The organism is Cohnella mopanensis (assembly GCF_022352055.1).
In the GTDB taxonomy this organism is placed as follows: Bacteria; Bacillota; Bacilli; order Paenibacillales; family Paenibacillaceae; genus Cohnella; species Cohnella mopanensis.
Genome location: NZ_JAKRWM010000008.1, coordinates 181,745 through 200,448, shown reverse-complemented (window position 1 = coordinate 200,448; position 18,704 = coordinate 181,745). Strand labels below are relative to the sequence as shown.

The 18,704-nt window shown below is 46.8% G+C and carries 17 protein-coding genes and 1 riboswitch; of the genes, 8 read left to right on the top strand and 9 right to left on the bottom strand.

The features are described 5' to 3' along the window. Positions 1-68 precede the first annotated feature (68 nt). Positions 69-422, top strand: a complete 354-nt coding sequence (locus L3D05_RS13890) for a PH domain-containing protein (RefSeq protein ID WP_239616707.1) — start codon at positions 69-71, stop codon at positions 420-422. Between the two features lie 62 nt (positions 423-484). Here the strand turns inward: L3D05_RS13890 and L3D05_RS13885 are convergent, their stop codons facing one another. The 5 genes from L3D05_RS13885 to L3D05_RS13865 all read right to left on the bottom strand — a co-directional run bounded on the left by L3D05_RS13885 (position 485) and on the right by L3D05_RS13865 (position 6,164). Beyond that, a complete protein-coding gene (locus L3D05_RS13885) occupies positions 485-1,126 on the bottom strand; it encodes a transposase (protein ID WP_239616706.1) in 642 nt (213 codons plus the stop codon). Between the two features lie 514 nt (positions 1,127-1,640). Then, on the bottom strand, positions 1,641-2,282 hold the full coding sequence (locus L3D05_RS13880; RefSeq protein WP_239616704.1) for a metal-dependent hydrolase: 642 nt from the start codon (positions 2,280-2,282) through the stop codon (positions 1,641-1,643). A 161-nt stretch (positions 2,283-2,443) separates the two neighbouring features. Beyond that, positions 2,444-3,595 carry a Ger(x)C family spore germination protein gene (locus L3D05_RS13875; RefSeq protein ID WP_239616703.1) on the bottom strand — a complete coding sequence of 384 codons (1,152 nt, stop codon included), beginning with the start codon at positions 3,593-3,595 and terminating at the stop codon, positions 2,444-2,446. Further along, positions 3,592-5,073 (bottom strand): spore germination protein, encoded by a 1,482-nt coding sequence (locus L3D05_RS13870; protein ID WP_239616701.1) that lies wholly within the window; start codon positions 5,071-5,073, stop codon positions 3,592-3,594. Before L3D05_RS13870 ends, L3D05_RS13875 begins: the two co-directional genes overlap by 4 nt. Further along, positions 5,070-6,164, bottom strand: coding sequence for an endospore germination permease (locus L3D05_RS13865; RefSeq protein WP_239616700.1), 1,095 nt, complete (start codon positions 6,162-6,164; stop codon positions 5,070-5,072). The genes L3D05_RS13870 and L3D05_RS13865 overlap by 4 nt, the downstream gene beginning before the upstream one ends. 421 nt (positions 6,165-6,585) lie before the next feature. Between L3D05_RS13865 and L3D05_RS13860 the strand changes: the two genes are divergently transcribed. Then, complete coding sequence (locus tag L3D05_RS13860) at positions 6,586-7,395, top strand: glucosaminidase domain-containing protein (protein WP_239616698.1); 810 nt, start codon at positions 6,586-6,588, stop codon at positions 7,393-7,395. Here the strand turns inward: L3D05_RS13860 and L3D05_RS13855 are convergent. From L3D05_RS13855 to desA, 3 genes are all read right to left on the bottom strand, one after another. Then, complete coding sequence (locus L3D05_RS13855) at positions 7,388-7,993, bottom strand: response regulator transcription factor (protein WP_239616697.1); 606 nt, start codon at positions 7,991-7,993, stop codon at positions 7,388-7,390. The genes L3D05_RS13860 and L3D05_RS13855 overlap by 8 nt on opposite strands. Beyond that, the gene (locus L3D05_RS13850) at positions 7,990-9,135 is read right to left on the bottom strand and encodes a sensor histidine kinase (protein WP_239616695.1); all 1,146 of its coding nucleotides are present in this window, start codon (positions 9,133-9,135) and stop codon (positions 7,990-7,992) included. Before L3D05_RS13850 ends, L3D05_RS13855 begins: the two co-directional genes overlap by 4 nt. Before the next feature lie 100 nt (positions 9,136-9,235). Further along, a complete protein-coding gene (desA, locus tag L3D05_RS13845) occupies positions 9,236-10,306 on the bottom strand; it encodes a Delta(5) desaturase DesA (RefSeq protein WP_239616693.1) in 1,071 nt (356 codons plus the stop codon). Positions 10,307-10,520: 214 nt separating this feature from the next. Between desA and L3D05_RS13840 the strand changes: the two genes are divergently transcribed. From L3D05_RS13840 to L3D05_RS13820, 5 genes are all read left to right on the top strand, one after another. Continuing rightward, on the top strand, positions 10,521-12,794 hold the full coding sequence (locus L3D05_RS13840; RefSeq protein ID WP_239616692.1) for an ATP-binding protein: 2,274 nt from the start codon (positions 10,521-10,523) through the stop codon (positions 12,792-12,794). Positions 12,795-12,907: 113 nt separating this feature from the next. Beyond that, positions 12,908-13,237 (top strand): metal-sensitive transcriptional regulator, encoded by a 330-nt coding sequence (locus L3D05_RS13835; RefSeq protein ID WP_239616690.1) that lies wholly within the window; start codon positions 12,908-12,910, stop codon positions 13,235-13,237. Between the two features lie 17 nt (positions 13,238-13,254). Beyond that, complete coding sequence (copZ, locus tag L3D05_RS13830) at positions 13,255-13,455, top strand: copper chaperone CopZ (RefSeq protein ID WP_239616688.1); 201 nt, start codon at positions 13,255-13,257, stop codon at positions 13,453-13,455. A gap of 169 nt (positions 13,456-13,624) precedes the next feature. Continuing rightward, a complete protein-coding gene (locus tag L3D05_RS13825; RefSeq protein WP_239616687.1) occupies positions 13,625-14,008 on the top strand; it encodes a hypothetical protein in 384 nt (127 codons plus the stop codon). A 2-nt stretch (positions 14,009-14,010) separates the two neighbouring features. Then, on the top strand, positions 14,011-15,729 hold the full coding sequence (locus tag L3D05_RS13820) for an ABC transporter ATP-binding protein (RefSeq protein WP_239616686.1): 1,719 nt from the start codon (positions 14,011-14,013) through the stop codon (positions 15,727-15,729). A 49-nt stretch (positions 15,730-15,778) separates the two neighbouring features. On the opposite strand, the gene L3D05_RS13815 is transcribed toward L3D05_RS13820, so the two are convergent. Next, on the bottom strand, positions 15,779-16,951 hold the full coding sequence (locus L3D05_RS13815) for an AI-2E family transporter (RefSeq protein ID WP_239616684.1): 1,173 nt from the start codon (positions 16,949-16,951) through the stop codon (positions 15,779-15,781). 146 nt (positions 16,952-17,097) lie between these two features. Next, a riboswitch (cyclic di-AMP (ydaO/yuaA leader) is annotated at positions 17,098-17,238 on the top strand. Positions 17,239-17,433: 195 nt separating this feature from the next. Between L3D05_RS13815 and L3D05_RS13810 the strand changes: the two genes are divergently transcribed. After that, positions 17,434-18,618 (top strand): KamA family radical SAM protein, encoded by a 1,185-nt coding sequence (locus tag L3D05_RS13810; RefSeq protein WP_239616682.1) that lies wholly within the window; start codon positions 17,434-17,436, stop codon positions 18,616-18,618. Positions 18,619-18,704: the final 86 nt, after the last annotated feature.

Below are 18,704 nucleotides of genomic sequence, written 5' to 3'. Positions count from 1 at the left end.
TGAAGCCAAAGCCGCTTTTCTAGTGTACAATAGCGGTAGAATCCATCGATATTTAGGGAGATGTTGAGATGCTGAACGAAAACGTGTTATGGGAGGGTAAACCCTTCAATTACGGAATTCCGAGTTTTACCCGTTACCAGATAACGGAGCGTAGAGTCATCGTGGAGAGAGGCATCTTTACCAAAAGACGCGAGGAAATCCAATTGTACCGCATCCGGGATATTTCCTTGAAACGGAATTTGCTCGAAAGAATGTTAAAGTTCGGAGACATTACGGTTTTCTCAACCGACACGACTTCTCCTACTTATACGCTCAAGAATATTCGGGACAGCGTTCAAGTGTCCGATCTTCTCGGCCAGGCCGCGGAGAACGCAAGATTAAAATACAAAGCGCAGGAACTTACTGAAGTTCAAGTTCAATAGAAACTAGTTAGAACAAAGAAATAACTTAAACAGACGGCGTATAATGCCGTCTGTTTTTATTTTTATCGATAGGGATCCTTGTAATTCATCGTTCTATACTCATGGATGGTGTACATGGTAGAAGCGCCGCTGGTGATGAGCTTTGCGATTGCTTCTATTGAATCGCGGTGGATGCTTCGGAATCGGTATTCGCTGAAATAGAGATGTCTGTTCCGTTCGGAGATTCGTCGGTAATGCTTGTGGATGAATCTTTCTGCTTTCTTCACCATTCTGTGTTTAGCTTTCATTACGATTGGGGGGAACTCAGGCTTGTTCGGTAGCCAGAATGCGTACAGTCCGTCGAACTCCGCTCTAAACATAGCGTATCTAACGTTGTGAAGTAGACGCAACGCGGTTCTGTAATTGAGCTTGAGCGTTTTAGCGATTGAGCGTGCGGAGCAGCGAACGCCGGAGCCTACCCAGTAGAATGTGAACAGCCAATATTGCAGCGGCAGCTTCGTTCGGTGCATAACGGTTCCAGAAGTGGTGGAGGTTTGAGTCTTGCAATAAGCGCATTCAAATAAATTTCTAGTTCTGATTACGCTATATTTGCTCTCCCCGCATTTCGTGCAGATGAACCCGCGCGGCCAACGAATATGGAAGAGATACTCTCGGCAAGCTCGCTCATTAGGGAAGCGTTCCATAAATTTTCGAATGGACAACACGATGGTCATCTCCTATATAGGGAACATTTGTTCTTGTTTAAATTATACAGAACATTTGTTCTGCTTTCAATCTATTTTGGTAAAAAAATCAAGGTGTCTCCATCTATATCTCCATTTTTTGTATCCTGAGCCAAGTACACATATCAATTATTTAAGTGATATGTGTACTTGGCTCAGGAGAGTTTGTGAGTAGGTACGGTAGTTTTATGCTCAAAATGGTTGTATATGGTAAAACCGTAGTGAATGGATAGAGTTTGATTGATACAGGAGAGGAATCGGTAAGAGGTAGAATAATATGAGCTAGGTTATTCGGGGCAAGCAATAGGAGTAGTTAGGTAGGTATATTGAGGAGACAGAAGCTAGAAAGGAGAAAAGAGGAGGCAAAGTGAAAAAGAGAGGTGAAAGAAGAGTGTTAGGTGAAGAGAGGAGGGAGAACTGCAGCGGAGAACTGCAGTTGAGGACTATAAAAGTAACAGTTTTTCGGGAATAAGATTATATGGTGCTATCAAAATCGTTAATGCACTTTGATGGATTTTTTGTAGAAAGGATAGAGCCATTTGACGCCGTTGGGTGTTAAGGTGTCTGCAATCAGGTGAGAGGCGTAACCGGCAGCGGCGACGGTCGTTATTCCGACGATACCGAGTTGCTTCTCCAGTCCTTGGCCGATTGCTCCCCAGAGTAGAAGTGCCCAAACGGTATGAGTCATTCCGCGGTGCTTAAACCATGGAGCGCAAACGATGAACAAGCCGAACCCGATTAGCCAGTATTGCTGAGAGGACCAACCGGAATAGAGGAGCGCGCACCCGATAAGGCTAACGAGAATGTCGCGAATCGTACCTTCTTTGGTAATCAACCCTAGTATGAACATGGCGACAGCGATGGTGGAGAAGATCGGATAGATTCGATCCATCGTTAAATACAGATAAGCGAAAACAGCGATAAAGCCGATTCCCGTCCATAAAGCGACGTTGCGCAACAAACGGGATAAAGCGCTCAGTTTACCGCTTAAGAGGCTAGGTCCATCCAAATCGGCGCTTAAGGCGGAGAAACCGGCGATAGAAAGGTAAAGCGCGGAATGAGTGAAGCTGAAGGGGTAATACAAACAGGCGGCAACGCCAATGGCCCCGCCGATAGCAAGATGAGTCGTTCCTTTCATTATATCCTCCGTTGACTGCTCTCGTTGTCAAATAAGTATGCTGAGAGTATATAAAGTATGCAAACATATGTTTGCTTAGCAATTATACAGACGGAGGGGACAATTCACATCCTACCAAGAGACTAAAAAGCCGGGAAGGCTTCTCCTTGGGACGACTCATTTTACGATTTTGTTACTCTTCCTTTGTATTTACCCGAATTAATCAGATTGACCTTAACATTTATGGATTTTAAGCTGTCGTGATTTAATATATATTTTTTATCTTTGTGCAGGGCATGCCATTGTTTCGGGCGATTACGGTAGAGGGCTTCTTCTAAGCGCAATACGTCGATCTTCCTGTCGATCCCTAATCTGAAACAGCTCATGATCTCGTCCTTGACGACGGTCTCGGCTAGTTGCTCCAACTTCCGAATCGACGAATCCTCCTCCATCTCATCGAGAGTGGCATCTAACTTCAAGTGAATATCGAATAACACTTCCCCGTTCTTAATCACGAAATCCACTTTATATTTCGGATTAATGAGAACTATTGAAGCAATAGTCGGTCCCTCGGCAGGAACATTAATAAGAGAACGCTTTAACTGCTTTTGCGTCCAGCGGGCTCCTGCGAGCTCAGCCTCGGAAAGCCAAGCAGCCATTTTATCGCCATGAAAGAAGTACGCACCGTCGATCTGCAACATCGATTTGTTTTTTTTGTCTTCCTTCCATACCCTTCGATTAATGGACAGAGAAGGCAACATGGCGGGTTCTCCCGGTTCATTTATTTCCGCGATAAAGCGGTTGCCGGAAATGGATAGAATGGACGAACGTTGAGCATAAATTTGTTCGGGAGTAAACATAATCGTGTCAAGCGGAGATAGATTAAAGATGGACTTCTGGACAAAGATATCTTCAAGATTTTCTTTCGTTCCATAGATGAGGATGTTGTAACGGACTTCCCCGAACCGATTCATCGCGTTATACGCTTCTTCAACCCCATGTTTCAATAAATTTTCCGAACAAACAATCGACTTGACGTGGCCCCAGAAAATCCGCATTTGAGAGGTCGAGTAAATAGACGACAACGATTGGCTAACGGTTTTCCCTTCTCCGCGGCCGATCCAGATGGGAACGATTTTTCCTACCTCTACGGTCTCGGACCGGCCTACGTTAGTGAAGTTGAGCACTTGGACGTATGTGATATATTTTCCATTCAAGTAATCCAACCCAATGGCGGTCACGTAATCTAAATTTTGTATGTCCTTAGAGTTCCAGCAACCGGACAAGGATAAGAGGCAGATTAAGCAAATGGTCTTAAGCCCATGTTTGATCATGGCTTCTGTTCGCCTTGATGGTCAGGATCATTCGGTTGCAACGTCGAGGGTCGGTTCCTCAGCTTATACCAAGGCAGTCTTAAATAAGAGCCGATCAAATCTTTAAAATGGAGGGGCGTCAGAGGCGCCAAGTACGGCACGCCAAAGGACTTGAGCCTGGAAAGATAGGCGACAAAAAGAATGAGGCTAAGGATTACCCCGTACATACCGACAAAGGAAGCTACAAGAAATATCACCAGGCGGAGGACGCTAACAACCGTGCTCAGAGATTGGTTTACCAAAGTCACCGAGGTTACGGCAGTGATCGCGCCAACGACGACGACCGAAGGGGATACAAATCCGGCGCGAATCGACGCATCGCCAATAATAAGACCGCCAACAACCGTTAACGTCTGCCCAATGTAACTGGGAAGGCGAACACCGGCTTCGCGGAATATTTCCAGCAGCAGCAAGAGGATAAACATTTCCATCTGCGCCGACAAAGGAAGGCCTAAGCGGGTACCGGATATGGTAGCCATCATCCGGAATGGAATCTGGTCTTGATGGAATGCCGCGAGAGATACCCAGAAGCCGGGCAGGACTACGGAAAGAAACAAGCTGATTTGTCGGATAATGCGGGCAAATGAGACATAAACGTAATTAAAATGAATATCTTCGGGTGATTTCATCAGTAGCGATAACGTAGCAGGGCCGATCATCACCATAGGAATGCCATCGACGATTAACACAAACCTTCCTGCAAGAAGACTGTTCACCGCATAATCCGGCCTTCCCGTAATGGCAAACAACGGAAGAATGGAAGCTTTGGAGCTGGAGAGCAGCTCTTCCATCTGATTAATGCTATAGATGCCGTCAATCTCGATGTCGGTGATTTTTGACCGGACTTCAATCAAGGTTTTCGGCGCTAGAATGTCGCGAATATACAATAGCCCGATCCTTGTTTTCGTTCTTGAACCTACCGTAAAAGTTTCATAACTTAAACACGAGCTACGGATTCTTTTACGGATTAATGCCACGTTCGTGACCACATCCTCGGTGAAGCCGTCTCTTGGTCCCTTTATAGATATTTCCGTGCTGGAATCCTGCGGCGTACGTTGAGGGCGATTACAAATATTCATCTTGAACATACTTGCATTCGCCGTAAATAAGAACAATAAGTCTCCTTGAAATACGAATTCGGCAAGCGCATCGGAGGATTCGTCTTCTTCGATCGGGATCAAAGGCAAAGATCCAGTTAACGCTCCTGATTGCACATCGAAATGTCCGTATTTACGATGTATTTGCCCGAGCTCAGGGAGCACGACTTTCCCAAGTTGGGACGAATCGCATAAACCTTCGGCATAGATCAGAATTACCTCAGCTTGGGCATCCTCGCTGAATTGGCATGGCTGAATTTGCACGTCCGCGGAATTCGCGAAGAGTTCCCGTAATTTGGTGTCGTTCCAGCGATTCCTATCCGCTTGCGTTGACTTAGTCATGATGCGCCTCCTCTGTTTGGCTTGACGATTAAGGACACGATGAACCATACGAGGGAAACCGATAATGCAATCGTGAGCGATATCGGGAAGTAATAGCGATACATCCATAGATAGAAGGAATACTCGTTTATCTTTAACATGGCGGAAAGAATAAAAGCTAGCGCGATCAGCCATACTATTTTGTTCTTGTGCTTAATTTGGCGAGGGGGGAGAAAATCAACCAACAGGAAAATGGACATGCTTATTCGAATGCTTGCGCCCGCCAACCATTGATAGATGGAGAAGAAGTCAACATGTTCTATATAGTTTCCGATTTTTACGAGCCGCCATTGCTCATAGGGGGAAACCATTTGCTTGGCCGCTTCTAGCGGACCGAACTCCGTAATCGCTCCAATAAGCGGCCCTAACATAATATAGATCGAAAATATCGCATAGAGGAGCAATGGGAAGACGCGAATTTTCTTTTGAAGCCTATGCTGCATCGCAACGAGCACGATAAGCTCGACGAACCCGCCCCCGGCATAGAGCATCCCATCCCAAACGGGATTCCAGCCATGCTCTACGTATGGTTTTAACAGACTATAGTTTTTCTCGGGGATATTGGTCACGCTAGCGAAAATCCCGAGCAAGACGACGATGGGAAGAAAAAAACCGGCCGCTATCGCGATGACTCGAATACCCCATATCGCGAATAGAGCACATGGAATAACTAATACGAGCGCAAGAACGAGCTTAGGCGTCATAGGCAAATAATTAGTGATCGTCCAAGTTACGGTATGAACGACCGTCATCCAACCGATCATGAGCAATTGAACATAGAGGGGAATGGTTAGAACCCATGCGACGATCGGATGGGTACGTTCGGCCAGCCACGGCTGCAGTTTCTGTTGCCCCGATTTCCTCATGATGTATAAGAGGAGCAGGCACCAAGGAATAAAGAGAATGCCCGTCGTCAAGACGGAAATCCAGGAATCTCTTCCCGCAGCGTCCAGCAGCATCGGATTGATGGTCACGTGATTGGTTAGTCCGTTCATCAGGAGAAGGATCATGCCGGTTTGCAAAAAATTGATTTTATCGCCGGATGCAGTCAAGTCGAAACCACCTAAGCAGTTGGTAAAGTTTGTAACATAAATAAGATGCACATTTTCACCGTTTTTATGTAAACTTCAAACTCGACAAAATTATTTTTTTTATTCACTTAAAGAATGACAAGCTTTTCATCCGCATATATGTACAATCTAACCTATATTACTGCGAATAGCCTTCACCATTAACGAAAGAGGTGTAGTCATGCGTAGGAAATTCATGAGTCGGTTAATAGTATGCGGATTAGGAGTCGCTTTGATGTTGACCTTGGGGATGCGATTCAAGCCCTCAGTTGACCTAAGTTTTCAATCCCAATCATTCCAATCATCCCAGTCCCTGTCTTCCAATTCCCAACCTTCCCAATCCTTAACTGCCCCGATCCCCTTACCGATGATCTCTGCTCCCCCCATAACCGCCCCCCAGCTTGTGGCTAAAGACATAGCCAAGGATGCTAGCAATGAAGTACATATTTCCGCAGCGCCAACGACGATTCAAACCTACGAAGTAACTGCGTATTACCTCAATGTGCGCGCGAATGGCTACCCGAAATCCAAGGTGCTTAAAGTCGTCGAGAAGGGTACGATGCTGGAAGTGTCGCGTAAGACGGACAATGGTTGGCTGAGATTAAAAGGAGGGGGATACGTGCATGGAGATTACGCGAAGTTAATTCAAGAAATTGAGCCTTCACAAGCTGTTGAACCTTCACAAGCTATTGAGCCTCTACAAGAAACTGAGCCATCAACAGACGTCGATCCGTCCTTGAATGAAGATAATACGGACCAAACGAACCCGGTAAAGCCGACTTCAGCAGTGGGAACGGAATCAGGGCTGTCGGAAGAGGATATTAAACTGATCTTCGATGGAACGGATCTTGCAGGAAACGGACTAGAGGAGACGATCTTGGAAGTCGAGCAGGAGTATGGGATTAACGCGTTGTTTACGATTGCGGTCATGAAGCTGGAGAGCGGCAACGGCAGCAGCCGGTTAGCCAAGAACAAGAATAATCTGTTCGGACTTAACGCTTCGGGCGATAATGCCCATAAGAGAGCGTTCAGCTTTGAAACGAAGGGGGACAGCGTTCGGAAATTCGGACAACTTCTCTCAGACCACTATGTCGACAAAGGGTATACGACGATCGAGAAAATCGCGACGAAATATTGTCCTGCGAATTCCAAATGGTCCGGTTTAGTTAAAAATATTATGAAGAAGGACTTCGGAAAGCTGAACGTTATTTGAACCAGCCTTTTTCATTGAAACGTTTGATCGCTTCGACGCGATTACTGACGTTCAGCTTGTCCAAGATGATGGAGATATAATTCCTTATCGTTCCCGTCGTGAGATATAGCTCGGTCGCGATTTCTTTCGTATTCTTGCCGTCCGCGATCAGTCCCAATACTTCCGTCTCACGGTCCGTTAATGGATTCTCGTTATCGCCGCTGTAAGCTTCGTCTACTAATTCCGCCGCGTAAATTCGCCGTCCGGCCAGAACGCTGCGGATCGTGTGGGCAAGTTCCTCGCTGGGGCTATCCTTAAGTAAATAACCGCTTACGCCTGCTTTGATGGCCCGTTCGAAATAACCAGTACGGGCGAAGGTCGTCAAGATAATGACTTTACAAGATAACTCCTTCAGCTCTTCCGCGACTTCAAGACCGCTTTTGCCTGGCATTTCGATATCCATGATGCAAATATCGGGCTGATGAAGACGGGCGAGCTCGATGGCCTTCTCGCCATCGGAAGCTTTACCTACGACTATCATATCTTCTTCTAGATCGAGAAGAGAGCCAAGCGCGCCAAGGAGCATACGTTGGTCTTCGGCGATTACGATTCGAATCATTGGTGATCCTCCTTATCCGGATGTTTCTTAATATGAGGGATCCTTGCCAGAATAGTCGTTCCTTCCGCCAATGAAATTTCCAGGGTGCCGTTAACGAATTCCAGCCGTTCCTTCATGCCCTGTAAGCCATGTCCTTTCTGGAAGTTCAATTCGTTCGTATGGCTTGTGCCGTTATCATGGACTTTCATGATAACTTCCGTGGAAGTTTGGCTGATGGATAACGAACAGGCAGTGGCGCCGCTATGCTTAACGACATTGGTCACGGCTTCTTTAAGGCACATGCTTAGCACGTTCTCGGAGAGGAGCGAGACGCCGTTCAGCGTTTGATGGCCTTCCGCCGTGAATTCGATCTGCGCGGCTTTGAGAATTTGCTTGATTCGAATGATCTCGTCTTCAAGCTTAGTTCCCCGCATTCGCGAGACGAGCAATCGGACTTCCTGCAAGGCGGTTCTGGCGGTTTGTTGAACGTCTTTCATTTCCGCGCGCGCACGTTCCGGACTTTTGGCGATAAGCTTATGGGCTAGATCGCTCTTGAGTCCGATGAGAGACAGCTTCTGTCCTAAGGTGTCATGCAAGTCTCTGGCGATACGCTGCCGTTCCTCTAGTTTAACCAGTTCGGAGATTCGCATGTTGGCATCCTTGAGCTGTTCTTGCAGCTCGCCACGCTTATTGCGATTGTAATTGCCGAGCGGAAGAAGGATGACGGCGAGCAAGCTGATGAGAATAAACGGGGTTTGCGTGACGAAAAATTTATCCTGCAGAATAAAGCCTAGGTTAACGGTAATAAAGCTACTGACGATATGGATCGTATACAACGTGATAAATCCGGCTTTATTCTGGATATTCCCAATGAAGAAAGCCAAGAAGAAAGCGAAGTAGGTATAACCGAAAATAAGCGTCATCGCGATGGATATAGCGATCTGAACGCTCGTCCCGACGTAAACCGGCCAACCCTTGGAGTTCAAGGTTAGCCGGTAGCATAGGAAGAATAGGATGATCATCAGAATTCCGGAGACGATCTCGATATCGGTGGAAGCTCGAAAGATGAAATAAAAGGGCAAGATGCTGAACATCAGCCATACATAAGGGCTTACGCCCGTGCTTTTCGGGAAAATCTGAATTTTTTTGAACGTCTTGAACATCGGTAACTCTCCTATGTCGGGATACTGGGCTTACGCCTAGTTTATCATAAACGAGAGCCGATGTTGCTCTAGCGCTCAAGGGAAGAAGACAATGCGACAGCTATGCAACTTCACCGTTAAGCTTGGAATCCGACTTTCCGCGAGGCTTGTTAGAGTTAGGCGGCATTCCGGGCTTGCCGATAAGGTGCCTGATTTGCTTGAAGCTAACGAAAGCTTTGTTCTGTTCATCCCACAATTTAAAACGAAGGGCTTTAAAGCTCGTTCTTAAAGTAACGGTCGTCGCGTGCTGCAACGGAGGAACGGCAGTGTGAGCATCCTCCAGATGATAATTAGGCACTCTCGGGCTCAAATGGTGAACGTGGTGAAAGCCGATGTTGCCGGTAAGCCACTGTAATACTGTAGGAAGCTTATAATAAGAACTCCCCTCAACGGCTGCCTTCACGTAACTCCATTCTTCTTCGTTCTCGAAATAAGAATCCTCGAACTGATGCTGTACGTAGAACAACCAAATGCCCATCACGCCCGAGATCCAGAAAATAGGCGCTTGTACAAGTAAGAAATTTTGCCAGCCGAGCGCCCACATGAGCACCCCGTATAGAACGATTATGCCGGCATTCGTTATCCAAGTGTTGATTTTTTCCGCACGACGGGCACCTTTGGTGTTAAAGCGATATTCAATTAGGAATATGGCGATCGGACCGATTCCGAACATGACGATCGGACTACGGTAAATCCGATAATACGTTCTTTTCCACCAGGAAGCTTCCAGGTATTCGTCTATCGTCATCAACCACATGTCGCCGATTCCGCGTTTATCGAGATTGCTGCTCGTGGAGTGATGGATGGAATGACTATGCTTCCACTGTTGATAAGGAAAGAGGGTAAGAATTCCCGTGATCGTGCCGAGTATTTCGTTCGCTTTGCGGCTCTTGAAGAACGATTGATGGCAACAGTCATGAAAAATAATAAAGGTGCGGATAACGAATCCTGCAGCTAAAAGGATAAAGGGAAGCGCGAGCCAATAGGATACGGACAAGCTCAAGTATGCCGCGGCCCACAGGATGAAAAAAGGCGGCAAAGTGTTCAGAAGCTGCTTAATGCTCGTTTTTATATTCGATTTTTCATAAGGAGCGACACCTTTTTTTAATTGCGCATGATTGTGACTGGACATAGTTTCCTCCTTATGGGGTTTGCATAGGTCGTATTTATGGATTACGGGTAATAACTCTATTATATGGAAGGAAGATGATTGCCGTTAGTCATAAGTGTCAGTAACCTCATATGACATTTGTCATGTACCTAAGCAATAATGTCGAAAAATAAAGGATTTTGTCGAACATCTGTCTAATTAGTAGTGATCACCTTAGTTCTGGAGGCAGGTCGTCTTGTCCATTAAAGCTAAGCTATCGCTGCTTATTTCCATAATTGTTACTTTGATCTTGAGCTTAAACATATCCATATACTATTACTCCTCCAAGAACGAGTTGGAGGGTAACGTAAGGCAAGAGATGATTACGATTGCCAAACAGATCGGGACAAGTCTCGATGCCGCGGAGAAATCCAAGAGATTTATGGAAGACACTATAGGAGAGAAGCTTCGATCGGCAGCCGTAGCGGCTAAAAGCGAATTAGATCCGGAGCTCGTTAACGTCACTAATGAGGAGCTAGCTAGGCTAAGCCGTGAGCTAGGGGTCGATCACATTTCTCTCTGGCAGAGGACGAAGGACGATATCGTCGTAATGAGATCGTCGGAACCTAGCGAACTCAATATGGGATCCAAAAGCTGGGACTATTGGTTCACGGCTTTTAACCAACTGCTGGATGATCATGAAGTAACAGTCCCACAAGGGCAGAAACTCCTGAATTATTGGTCGGGTCCGTATCAATATGCTTCATCGGATCCCGAGCACGTGAACAAATGGGGCTATTATTACGATGGGACGACGGATTACATCATTAATCCGTACATTAATGCCCAAGTGTTCCTCGACTACGAGAATAAAATCGGTACTACCTCGCTCATTTCCCATTTGTTAGAGGACAACGCGGACATTGTAAGCATTACGGGCTTTGATACGCGTTTTTTTGGTAAACCTCAAATCGTTAAATTTAAAAAAGGGAAGGCCGTCTATAACTTGGACGTGCGCGACATCCCGTTCGGAGATTATACATTTCAGGATAGGGACAATGATATTAAGAACGTCCAACAGGCTGCCCGAAGCGGGAAAATCGTAACGACGACCTTTTTGCAAGACGACATGGAAGTGATCAAGAGCTTTATCCCGTTAAGTGACGAGACGCCCTACGTGATTAGCGTGAATTTCGATTACGGTGCAATTAAAAACGCTTTGAACCGGCAGTTGTTCATCCACTCGGTTATCTCGATCAGCTTGATCGTGGCTTCGTGGTTTGTCAGCTACTTTATATCCGGAGTGCTCATCCGGCCGCTTCATCAAATATTGGATCACGTTAATGAGATTGCAGAGGGGAAATTCGGCAGTAATATACCGATTCGCAGTCAAGATGAGCTAGGCGTGCTCTCTTCGAGGGTGAATGCCATGGCGGATAATTTGCAAACGTTCATGGGCCGACTGCGCGATTCCGCCGAAGAATTGCGAAACACGAAGGAGTATTTGGAATCGTTCGTCAATCATACTTCCGACGCTATTCACGTAACGAATTTGCAAGGACGCATCATACAGGTTAACAATGCTTATGAATCGATGTACGGTTGGAACCGGGAAGAAGCATTGAACGAGCCTCTTCAACACATTCCCGAAGGCTTGCAGCAAGAGTATGAGGAGTTGAAGCAGCGCATCGATCAGGGATATTCGGTTGCCGATTTCGAGACCGTTCGGATGAGGAAAGATCACCAGTCGATAGACGTCAGTATTACGGTATCCCCGATACGCGATGAGGAAGATCGGATTGTTGCCTACGCCGAAATATCCCGTAACATCACGACGCGTAAACATACGGAAGAAGTGATCCGTAGAACCGAGAAGTTGTCTGTCATCGGACAGCTGGCTGCCGGAGTGGCGCATGAAATCCGTAATCCGTTGACAACGTTAAGAGGTTTCGTCCAATTGAATAAGCAGCAGGGGGGGATATCCGATGTTTACTTGGATATTATGCTCTCCGAGCTGGACCGGATTAATTTCATCGTAAGCGAATTTCTGATATTGGCTAAACCGCAAGTAGGCCAATTTATGCCAATCGACATTCAAAGTTTGCTGTACGATATGATTGTCTTACTCGATTCGCAAGCGAGCCTGATCAACGCAAGCTTCGAAACTCGTTTCTCCTACGGCATTCCACAGTTAAACGGGGAAGCGAATCAACTCAAGCAAGTATTTATTAATGTTATTAAGAATAGCTTGGAAGCAATGGAAGACGGCGGCGGAACGATTACCGTAGAGTTGGATTACGATAGTTCGGATGAAACCGTAGTTATTCGCTTCAGAGATGAAGGCCGTGGCATATCGAATGAGGATTTGCCTAAGCTGGGTGAACCGTTCTTCACAAGCAAATCTTCCGGTAATGGGCTAGGCCTAATGGTCAGCCAGAGAATTATCGCTAACCATAAGGGGAGCATTAGCTTCAGCAGTACGTTGGGAGAAGGCACTTGCGTAGAGATCCGTCTACCTGCACGCGGATAATGCTAGTTGACAATTATACTACAGGGGGGTATATTAGAATTACCCCATACCCACCAGGGGTATAATAAAGTCGAATTCGAATAGGATTACAATAGGAAAGAGGTGACACGCTATTGGAAAATCATACGGAAGTCGCTCACGAGCCTTGTTGTACGGACGATAATGAAAGAAAAAGCCATCATTCGGACAAGATGAAATCGAACCTAATTTCGCGATTAAACCGAATAGAAGGGCAAATTCGGGGAATAAAAGGGCTTATCGATAAGGATACTTACTGCGATGACGTCCTGAATCAAATTGCTGCCGCTCAATCCGCGCTTAACAGCGTAGGTAAGCTTCTGCTTGAAGGACATATGAAGAGCTGTGTCATCGATCGAATTCAATCCGGTGATCATGAAGTCATCGACGAACTGCTGATTACGGTTAATAAATTAATGAAATAATTAATGGAGGGATTCCTATGAGCCATATTACATTAAACGTCCAAGGGATGTCTTGCGGTCATTGCGTTAACTCAGTAGAAGGCGCGCTCAAAAATCTAGGAGCTGCCGCTAAAGTCGATCTGGCCAAAGGTGCGGTTACCGTTGATTATGATGAGTCCAAAACATCGCTAGCGGCAATCAAGGAAGCGATCGAGGACCAAGGGTACGATGTTGTCTAATCTAGATGAACATAACTAAGACAATAACACCCTGTTCGTGAAAGTAGCGGGCTGGGTGTTTTTTTGTGCTCATTTATCTTCTTGCACTTGACATGGATGGGAGTTGAGTATACATTTGTATACAATAGGATTAAGTATACAAATGTATACGCGAAAGGTGCGATGAACGATGGAAGAGCGTGCAAATAGAGGCGTCAGAGATGATAACGAAGGCAGAGGAGGACGTGGACACCGGGGCGAAGGACGAGGGGGACATCATGGGGAACACCATGGGGAACACCGTGGAGGGCGTCATAAGGGAAACGGAGCACAAACTTTTCGTAGGGGACGAATTTTAGTCTTCTTAGAGCAGCTGAGAGTTAAACGGGCCACATTGGTTCGCCAGCTCAAGGAGCCTGAATTTCAGTCGATACAGCAGGTCATATGCGGCGAGCTTAAGGCGCTGGATCAAGTGATCGAGGAGTATATTCATTTATTTGAACTTCAAGATAGCGGCACGGAATCGGAGGTAGGCGACAGGGCTCCGGGAGACAGCAGAGGAGAGATTAATTAACGATGCTACGGCGGTTTTTTTCTTATTATCGTCCTTATAAAGGACTGTTCGTATTGGATTTCTCATGCGCGGTTATCGCCGGACTATTAGAACTGGCATTTCCGTTAGCCGTCAGCACGTTCATCGATGACTTGCTGCCGAGCGGTAATTGGCAGATGATCGTGTTAGCATGTGTTGGTTTGTTAAGCATATATGCCTTGAATACCGTGTTGAATTATGTCGTGACTTACTGGGGACATATGTTAGGAATAAACATCGAAACCGACATGCGGCGGAAAATGTTCGAGCACATTCAGAAGCTGTCATTCCGTTTTTTCGACAACCATAAGACGGGACATTTGGTCGGAAGGGTAACTAACGACTTGAACGATATCGGAGAGATCGCTCACCACGGGCCCGAAGATGTCTTTATCGCCATCATGACGCTAGCAGGATCTTTTTCCCTCATGGCCTATATTAACTTGGAGCTTGCTTTGCTTACATTTATCATCATTCCGCTCATGGCATGGCTGATCATCGTATTCGGCAGTAAGATGACGAGTACGTATCGGAGATTGTTCGGGAACGTCGGCAATTTCAACGCTCGCATTGAGGAGAACGTAGGGGGCATTCGCGTCGTGCAATCGTTCGCTAACGAGGAGCATGAGAAGAAGCTGTTCGCGGTAGATAACAAGGACTTCCGGGAGACGAAGCTGCTTGCCTATAAGACAATGGCCAAAAGTATTTCGGTTAGTTACATGTTGATGCGCCTGATTACGGTATTCGTCATGATTTGCGGTGCTTGGTTCTTCATACAAGGGAAGCTGGAGCTTGGCGAATTCATGGCGTTCCTTCTTCTATCTAATATTTTCTTCCGACCGATCGAGAAGATCAATTCGGTCATCGAGAGTTATCCGAAAGGGATCGCCGGTTTCAAACGGTATACCGAAATCATGGATACCGAGCCGGACATTGCCGATGTTAAAGACGCGGTGGCTGTAGATTCCTTACGCGGAGATATCCGATTTGAGAACGTCACTTTCGGATACGAGCCGGGCAGGAACATATTAAACGGAATCGATTTATCGATCAGGGCAGGAGAAACGATCGCATTCGTCGGACCATCCGGTGCGGGTAAAACGACGATCTGCAGCTTGCTTCCCAGATTCTATGACGTCATCGAAGGAAAGATCACGGTAGACGGGATAGACATTCGGGACATGAAGCTTCAATCTTTGCGCAAGCATATCGGCATCGTTCAGCAGGACGTATTCCTCTTCGCCGGAACGATTAGAGAAAATATCGCTTACGGGGATCTGCGGGCGACGGAAGAACAAATCTGGGAAGCGGCTAAACGGGCTTCGTTGGAGGATATGATCCGGCAATTGCCGGAAGGAATGGATACGGTCATAGGAGAGCGTGGCGTTAAGCTTTCCGGCGGACAGAAACAGCGGATGGCCATCGCGAGGATGTTCCTGAAGAACCCTCCGATCCTCATTCTTGACGAGGCGACCTCGGCGCTGGATACCGAGACCGAAGCAGCTATCCAGCAATCGCTATCCGATCTATCGGTCGGACGGACGACGCTCGTCATTGCCCACCGGCTCGCGACGATCAAGAACGCCGACAGGATCATCGTCGTCGACGAGAGCGGAATCGCGGAACAAGGCAGACATCAAGATCTCGTTCATGCCGGAGGTATCTATAGCCGGCTTCATCAAGCTCAATATCAACATGCTTAACACACAGTAGACGAAAGAAACCGCCCCTGCATTAGGGGCGGTTTCGCTTTTACTCCGAGCGTTCCGCGGCTTCCTCTTGTTCCTCTTCGGGCGGATCGTACAGCCCTGTTCTAGCCTTGAACCAGCGGAACAAGTGAGTAGTGATGACCTTAAGGATGGCATACCCCGGAACGGCCAAGATGATTCCGATTATCCCGAATAAGTTACCGGCGACGATAATGACGAAGATGATGGTTATCGGATGGACATGCATCGATTTGCCCATAATTTGCGGCGAGATGAATTTACCTTCGATAAGCTGCACGATCGTCCAGATGACGAGCATTTTCAGTAACATGATCGGCGACGTCATCATAGCTACGATCAACGCTGGCGTGATCGCGATGGCTGGTCCCAAGTAAGGGACAATGCTCGTGCACGCCGCGATTACGGCAAGGACAAGGGAATAATCCAAGCCGATAATCAGATAGCCGATATAGAGGAGAACTCCGATGCAGAAGCTGATGACGATCTGGCCGCGAATGTAGGAACTGATCTGATGGTTCATCTCCAACATGACGCCGAGCGACCGCTGACGTAAAGAAGTAGGCACGAAGCTGAGGACGAAAGGCGTTAGCTTCCTGCGATCCTTCAGTAAGTAGAACAGAATGAAAGGTACGGTAATGATAGCCAGCAAGGTTTCCGTGATTCTGCCGACTAGACTTCCGATCCCCGTCCAAGCATTGTTCATGAGCGTTGAGGCGCGTCCCGAGAAATCATTGACCAGCTTCGCGGAATCAATGCCTAACATGTCCTGTAATTGATTGAAATATTCGTTCCCGATCAGTTCCTCGAACTTCAACTGAGCCCCTTGGCTATAACTCGGAAACTGGACAATTAAGCTAGTGATCTGTTCGCTCAGGAGCGGGATGACTTTCATAACGACCAACGTCACGACCGTAATGATCAATAAGTATAGGATGATAATGGAATAGACCCGGCGGATGTTCCGCCTTTCTAAGTATTCGACGATAGGATTAAGCAAGTAAAAAGCTACCCCGGTAAGCAAGAACGGCAGGAACACCGTATCTACCAAGACGATAAACGGATGAAAGACGTAGGAGATTTTGTCGAGCACCCAAATATTTAAACTGATTAACAAAATGACGACAAGAAATACGATCAATTTCTGGTTCAGCAGCATCCATTTGATCTTGTCGGACCATCGGCTATTAGTGGACATGGTACTTCCTCCTTCACGGTACTTCCTATTTTAACCGACTTCGATTATCGAGAACAATGCCTAGCGCATAGGCTTCCTCCATACGGAATAGGACGCTAATCCTAGATGCTTATCCATGTATTGACATCAACGTGGGAGTCATCTATAGTAACCCTATGCTTAGTTTCCGGTTTTGGCCGGAAAGCGGGGGAACCACCTTTTCTGGGGCGAATCATTCTATCCGAATGTAGGGAACCATCTATCCCGAGTCCGTCAGCTAACCTCGTCAGCGTTGGATGGGTCGGACTGTCATGCGCAGATAAACTGCTCATTCTTTTGACCCGAACAAGGGTCTTTTTTGTTTTCTTCAGGCCCTATATGCAGAAGGGATGGTCTTCTGCCTTGTCGGGTCTATTTATTTTGGACGGAAGGGGGAGTCGCAGGGGCTTGGAAAGGATTCGTTCTCGAATTCGACCGAATATACGTTGAGGAGGAATAAAGCAATGCCGCAACCCAAGTATATTACCGATATCGGAAAAATCACTCACATCCCCGAGCAACAACGTGAGAAACTGAATCAAATCACTCAGAAGTTCGTATTTCGCGTGAATGACTATTACTTGAACTTGATCGATTGGAATGACCCCGATGATCCCATTCGCAAGCTCGTCATTCCCAATGAGGGCGAATTGCGAGAGTATGGCAGATGGGATGCTTCGGACGAAGACACGAACTACGTGGTGAAGGGGTGCCAGCATAAGTACTCGTCTACCGCGTTGCTTATCGTGTCGGAGGTATGCGGAGCTTACTGCCGGTATTGCTTCCGCAAACGGTTATTTCGTAATGACGTCAAGGAAGCGACCTCGGATATTGAACCGGGCTTGCAATACATCGCCGATCATCCGGAAATCAGCAACGTACTGCTGACCGGAGGGGACAGCTTGATTCTCGCCACCGCGAAACTGCGCGCAATCTTGCATAGATTAAGAGAAATCGATCACGTTCAGATTATCAGGCTAGGCTCGAAGATTCCGGTATTCAATCCGATGCGAATCTACGAAGACGAACATTTGCTGGAAGCGATACGCGAATTCTCCAGCGCTAAGAAGAGAATCTATGTCATGGCGCACATCAATCATCCTAGAGAGATTACGAAGGAAGCCATTCAAGGGTTTCAAGCATTGCACGATGCGGGAGCGATAGTCGTAAACCAAACCCCGATATTGCGAGGGATCAACGATGATCCCAATGTGCTCGGTGAATTGTTAGACAAGCTCTCTTGTGCAGGGGTCACGCCTTATTATTTTTTCATTAACAGGCCTGTAGCAGGCAATGGGGATTTCGTTCTGCCACTAGCCGAAGTATATGACATCGTTGAGAAAGCCAAAGCCCGGACTTCCGGTCTTGGTAAACGAGTGCGGTTATCGATGAGCCATACGTCGGGCAAGATTGAAATTCTTGCCATTGAGAACGGGAAAGCTTATTTAAAATATCATCAATCTCGGGACGGTCATTACGGACGTTTCATGACGCTCGATTGTCCGGACGAAGCCGCATGGTTCGACGATTTGCCAGGCAATGAGAAGTATTGGGTGAAACCGAAGAAGAAGACGGATGCCGTCGTGTCCGTTAATGATATGCCTGACCACCCGCAAATAAGAGCGAATAAAACGATAATGCTGAAATAAGAAAGCCGCATACGACAAGAAATACCGCCGCGAGGCGGTATTTTTTAATAGGTGCTCCTTGATCCGATTCAATGTCGGGTATTATG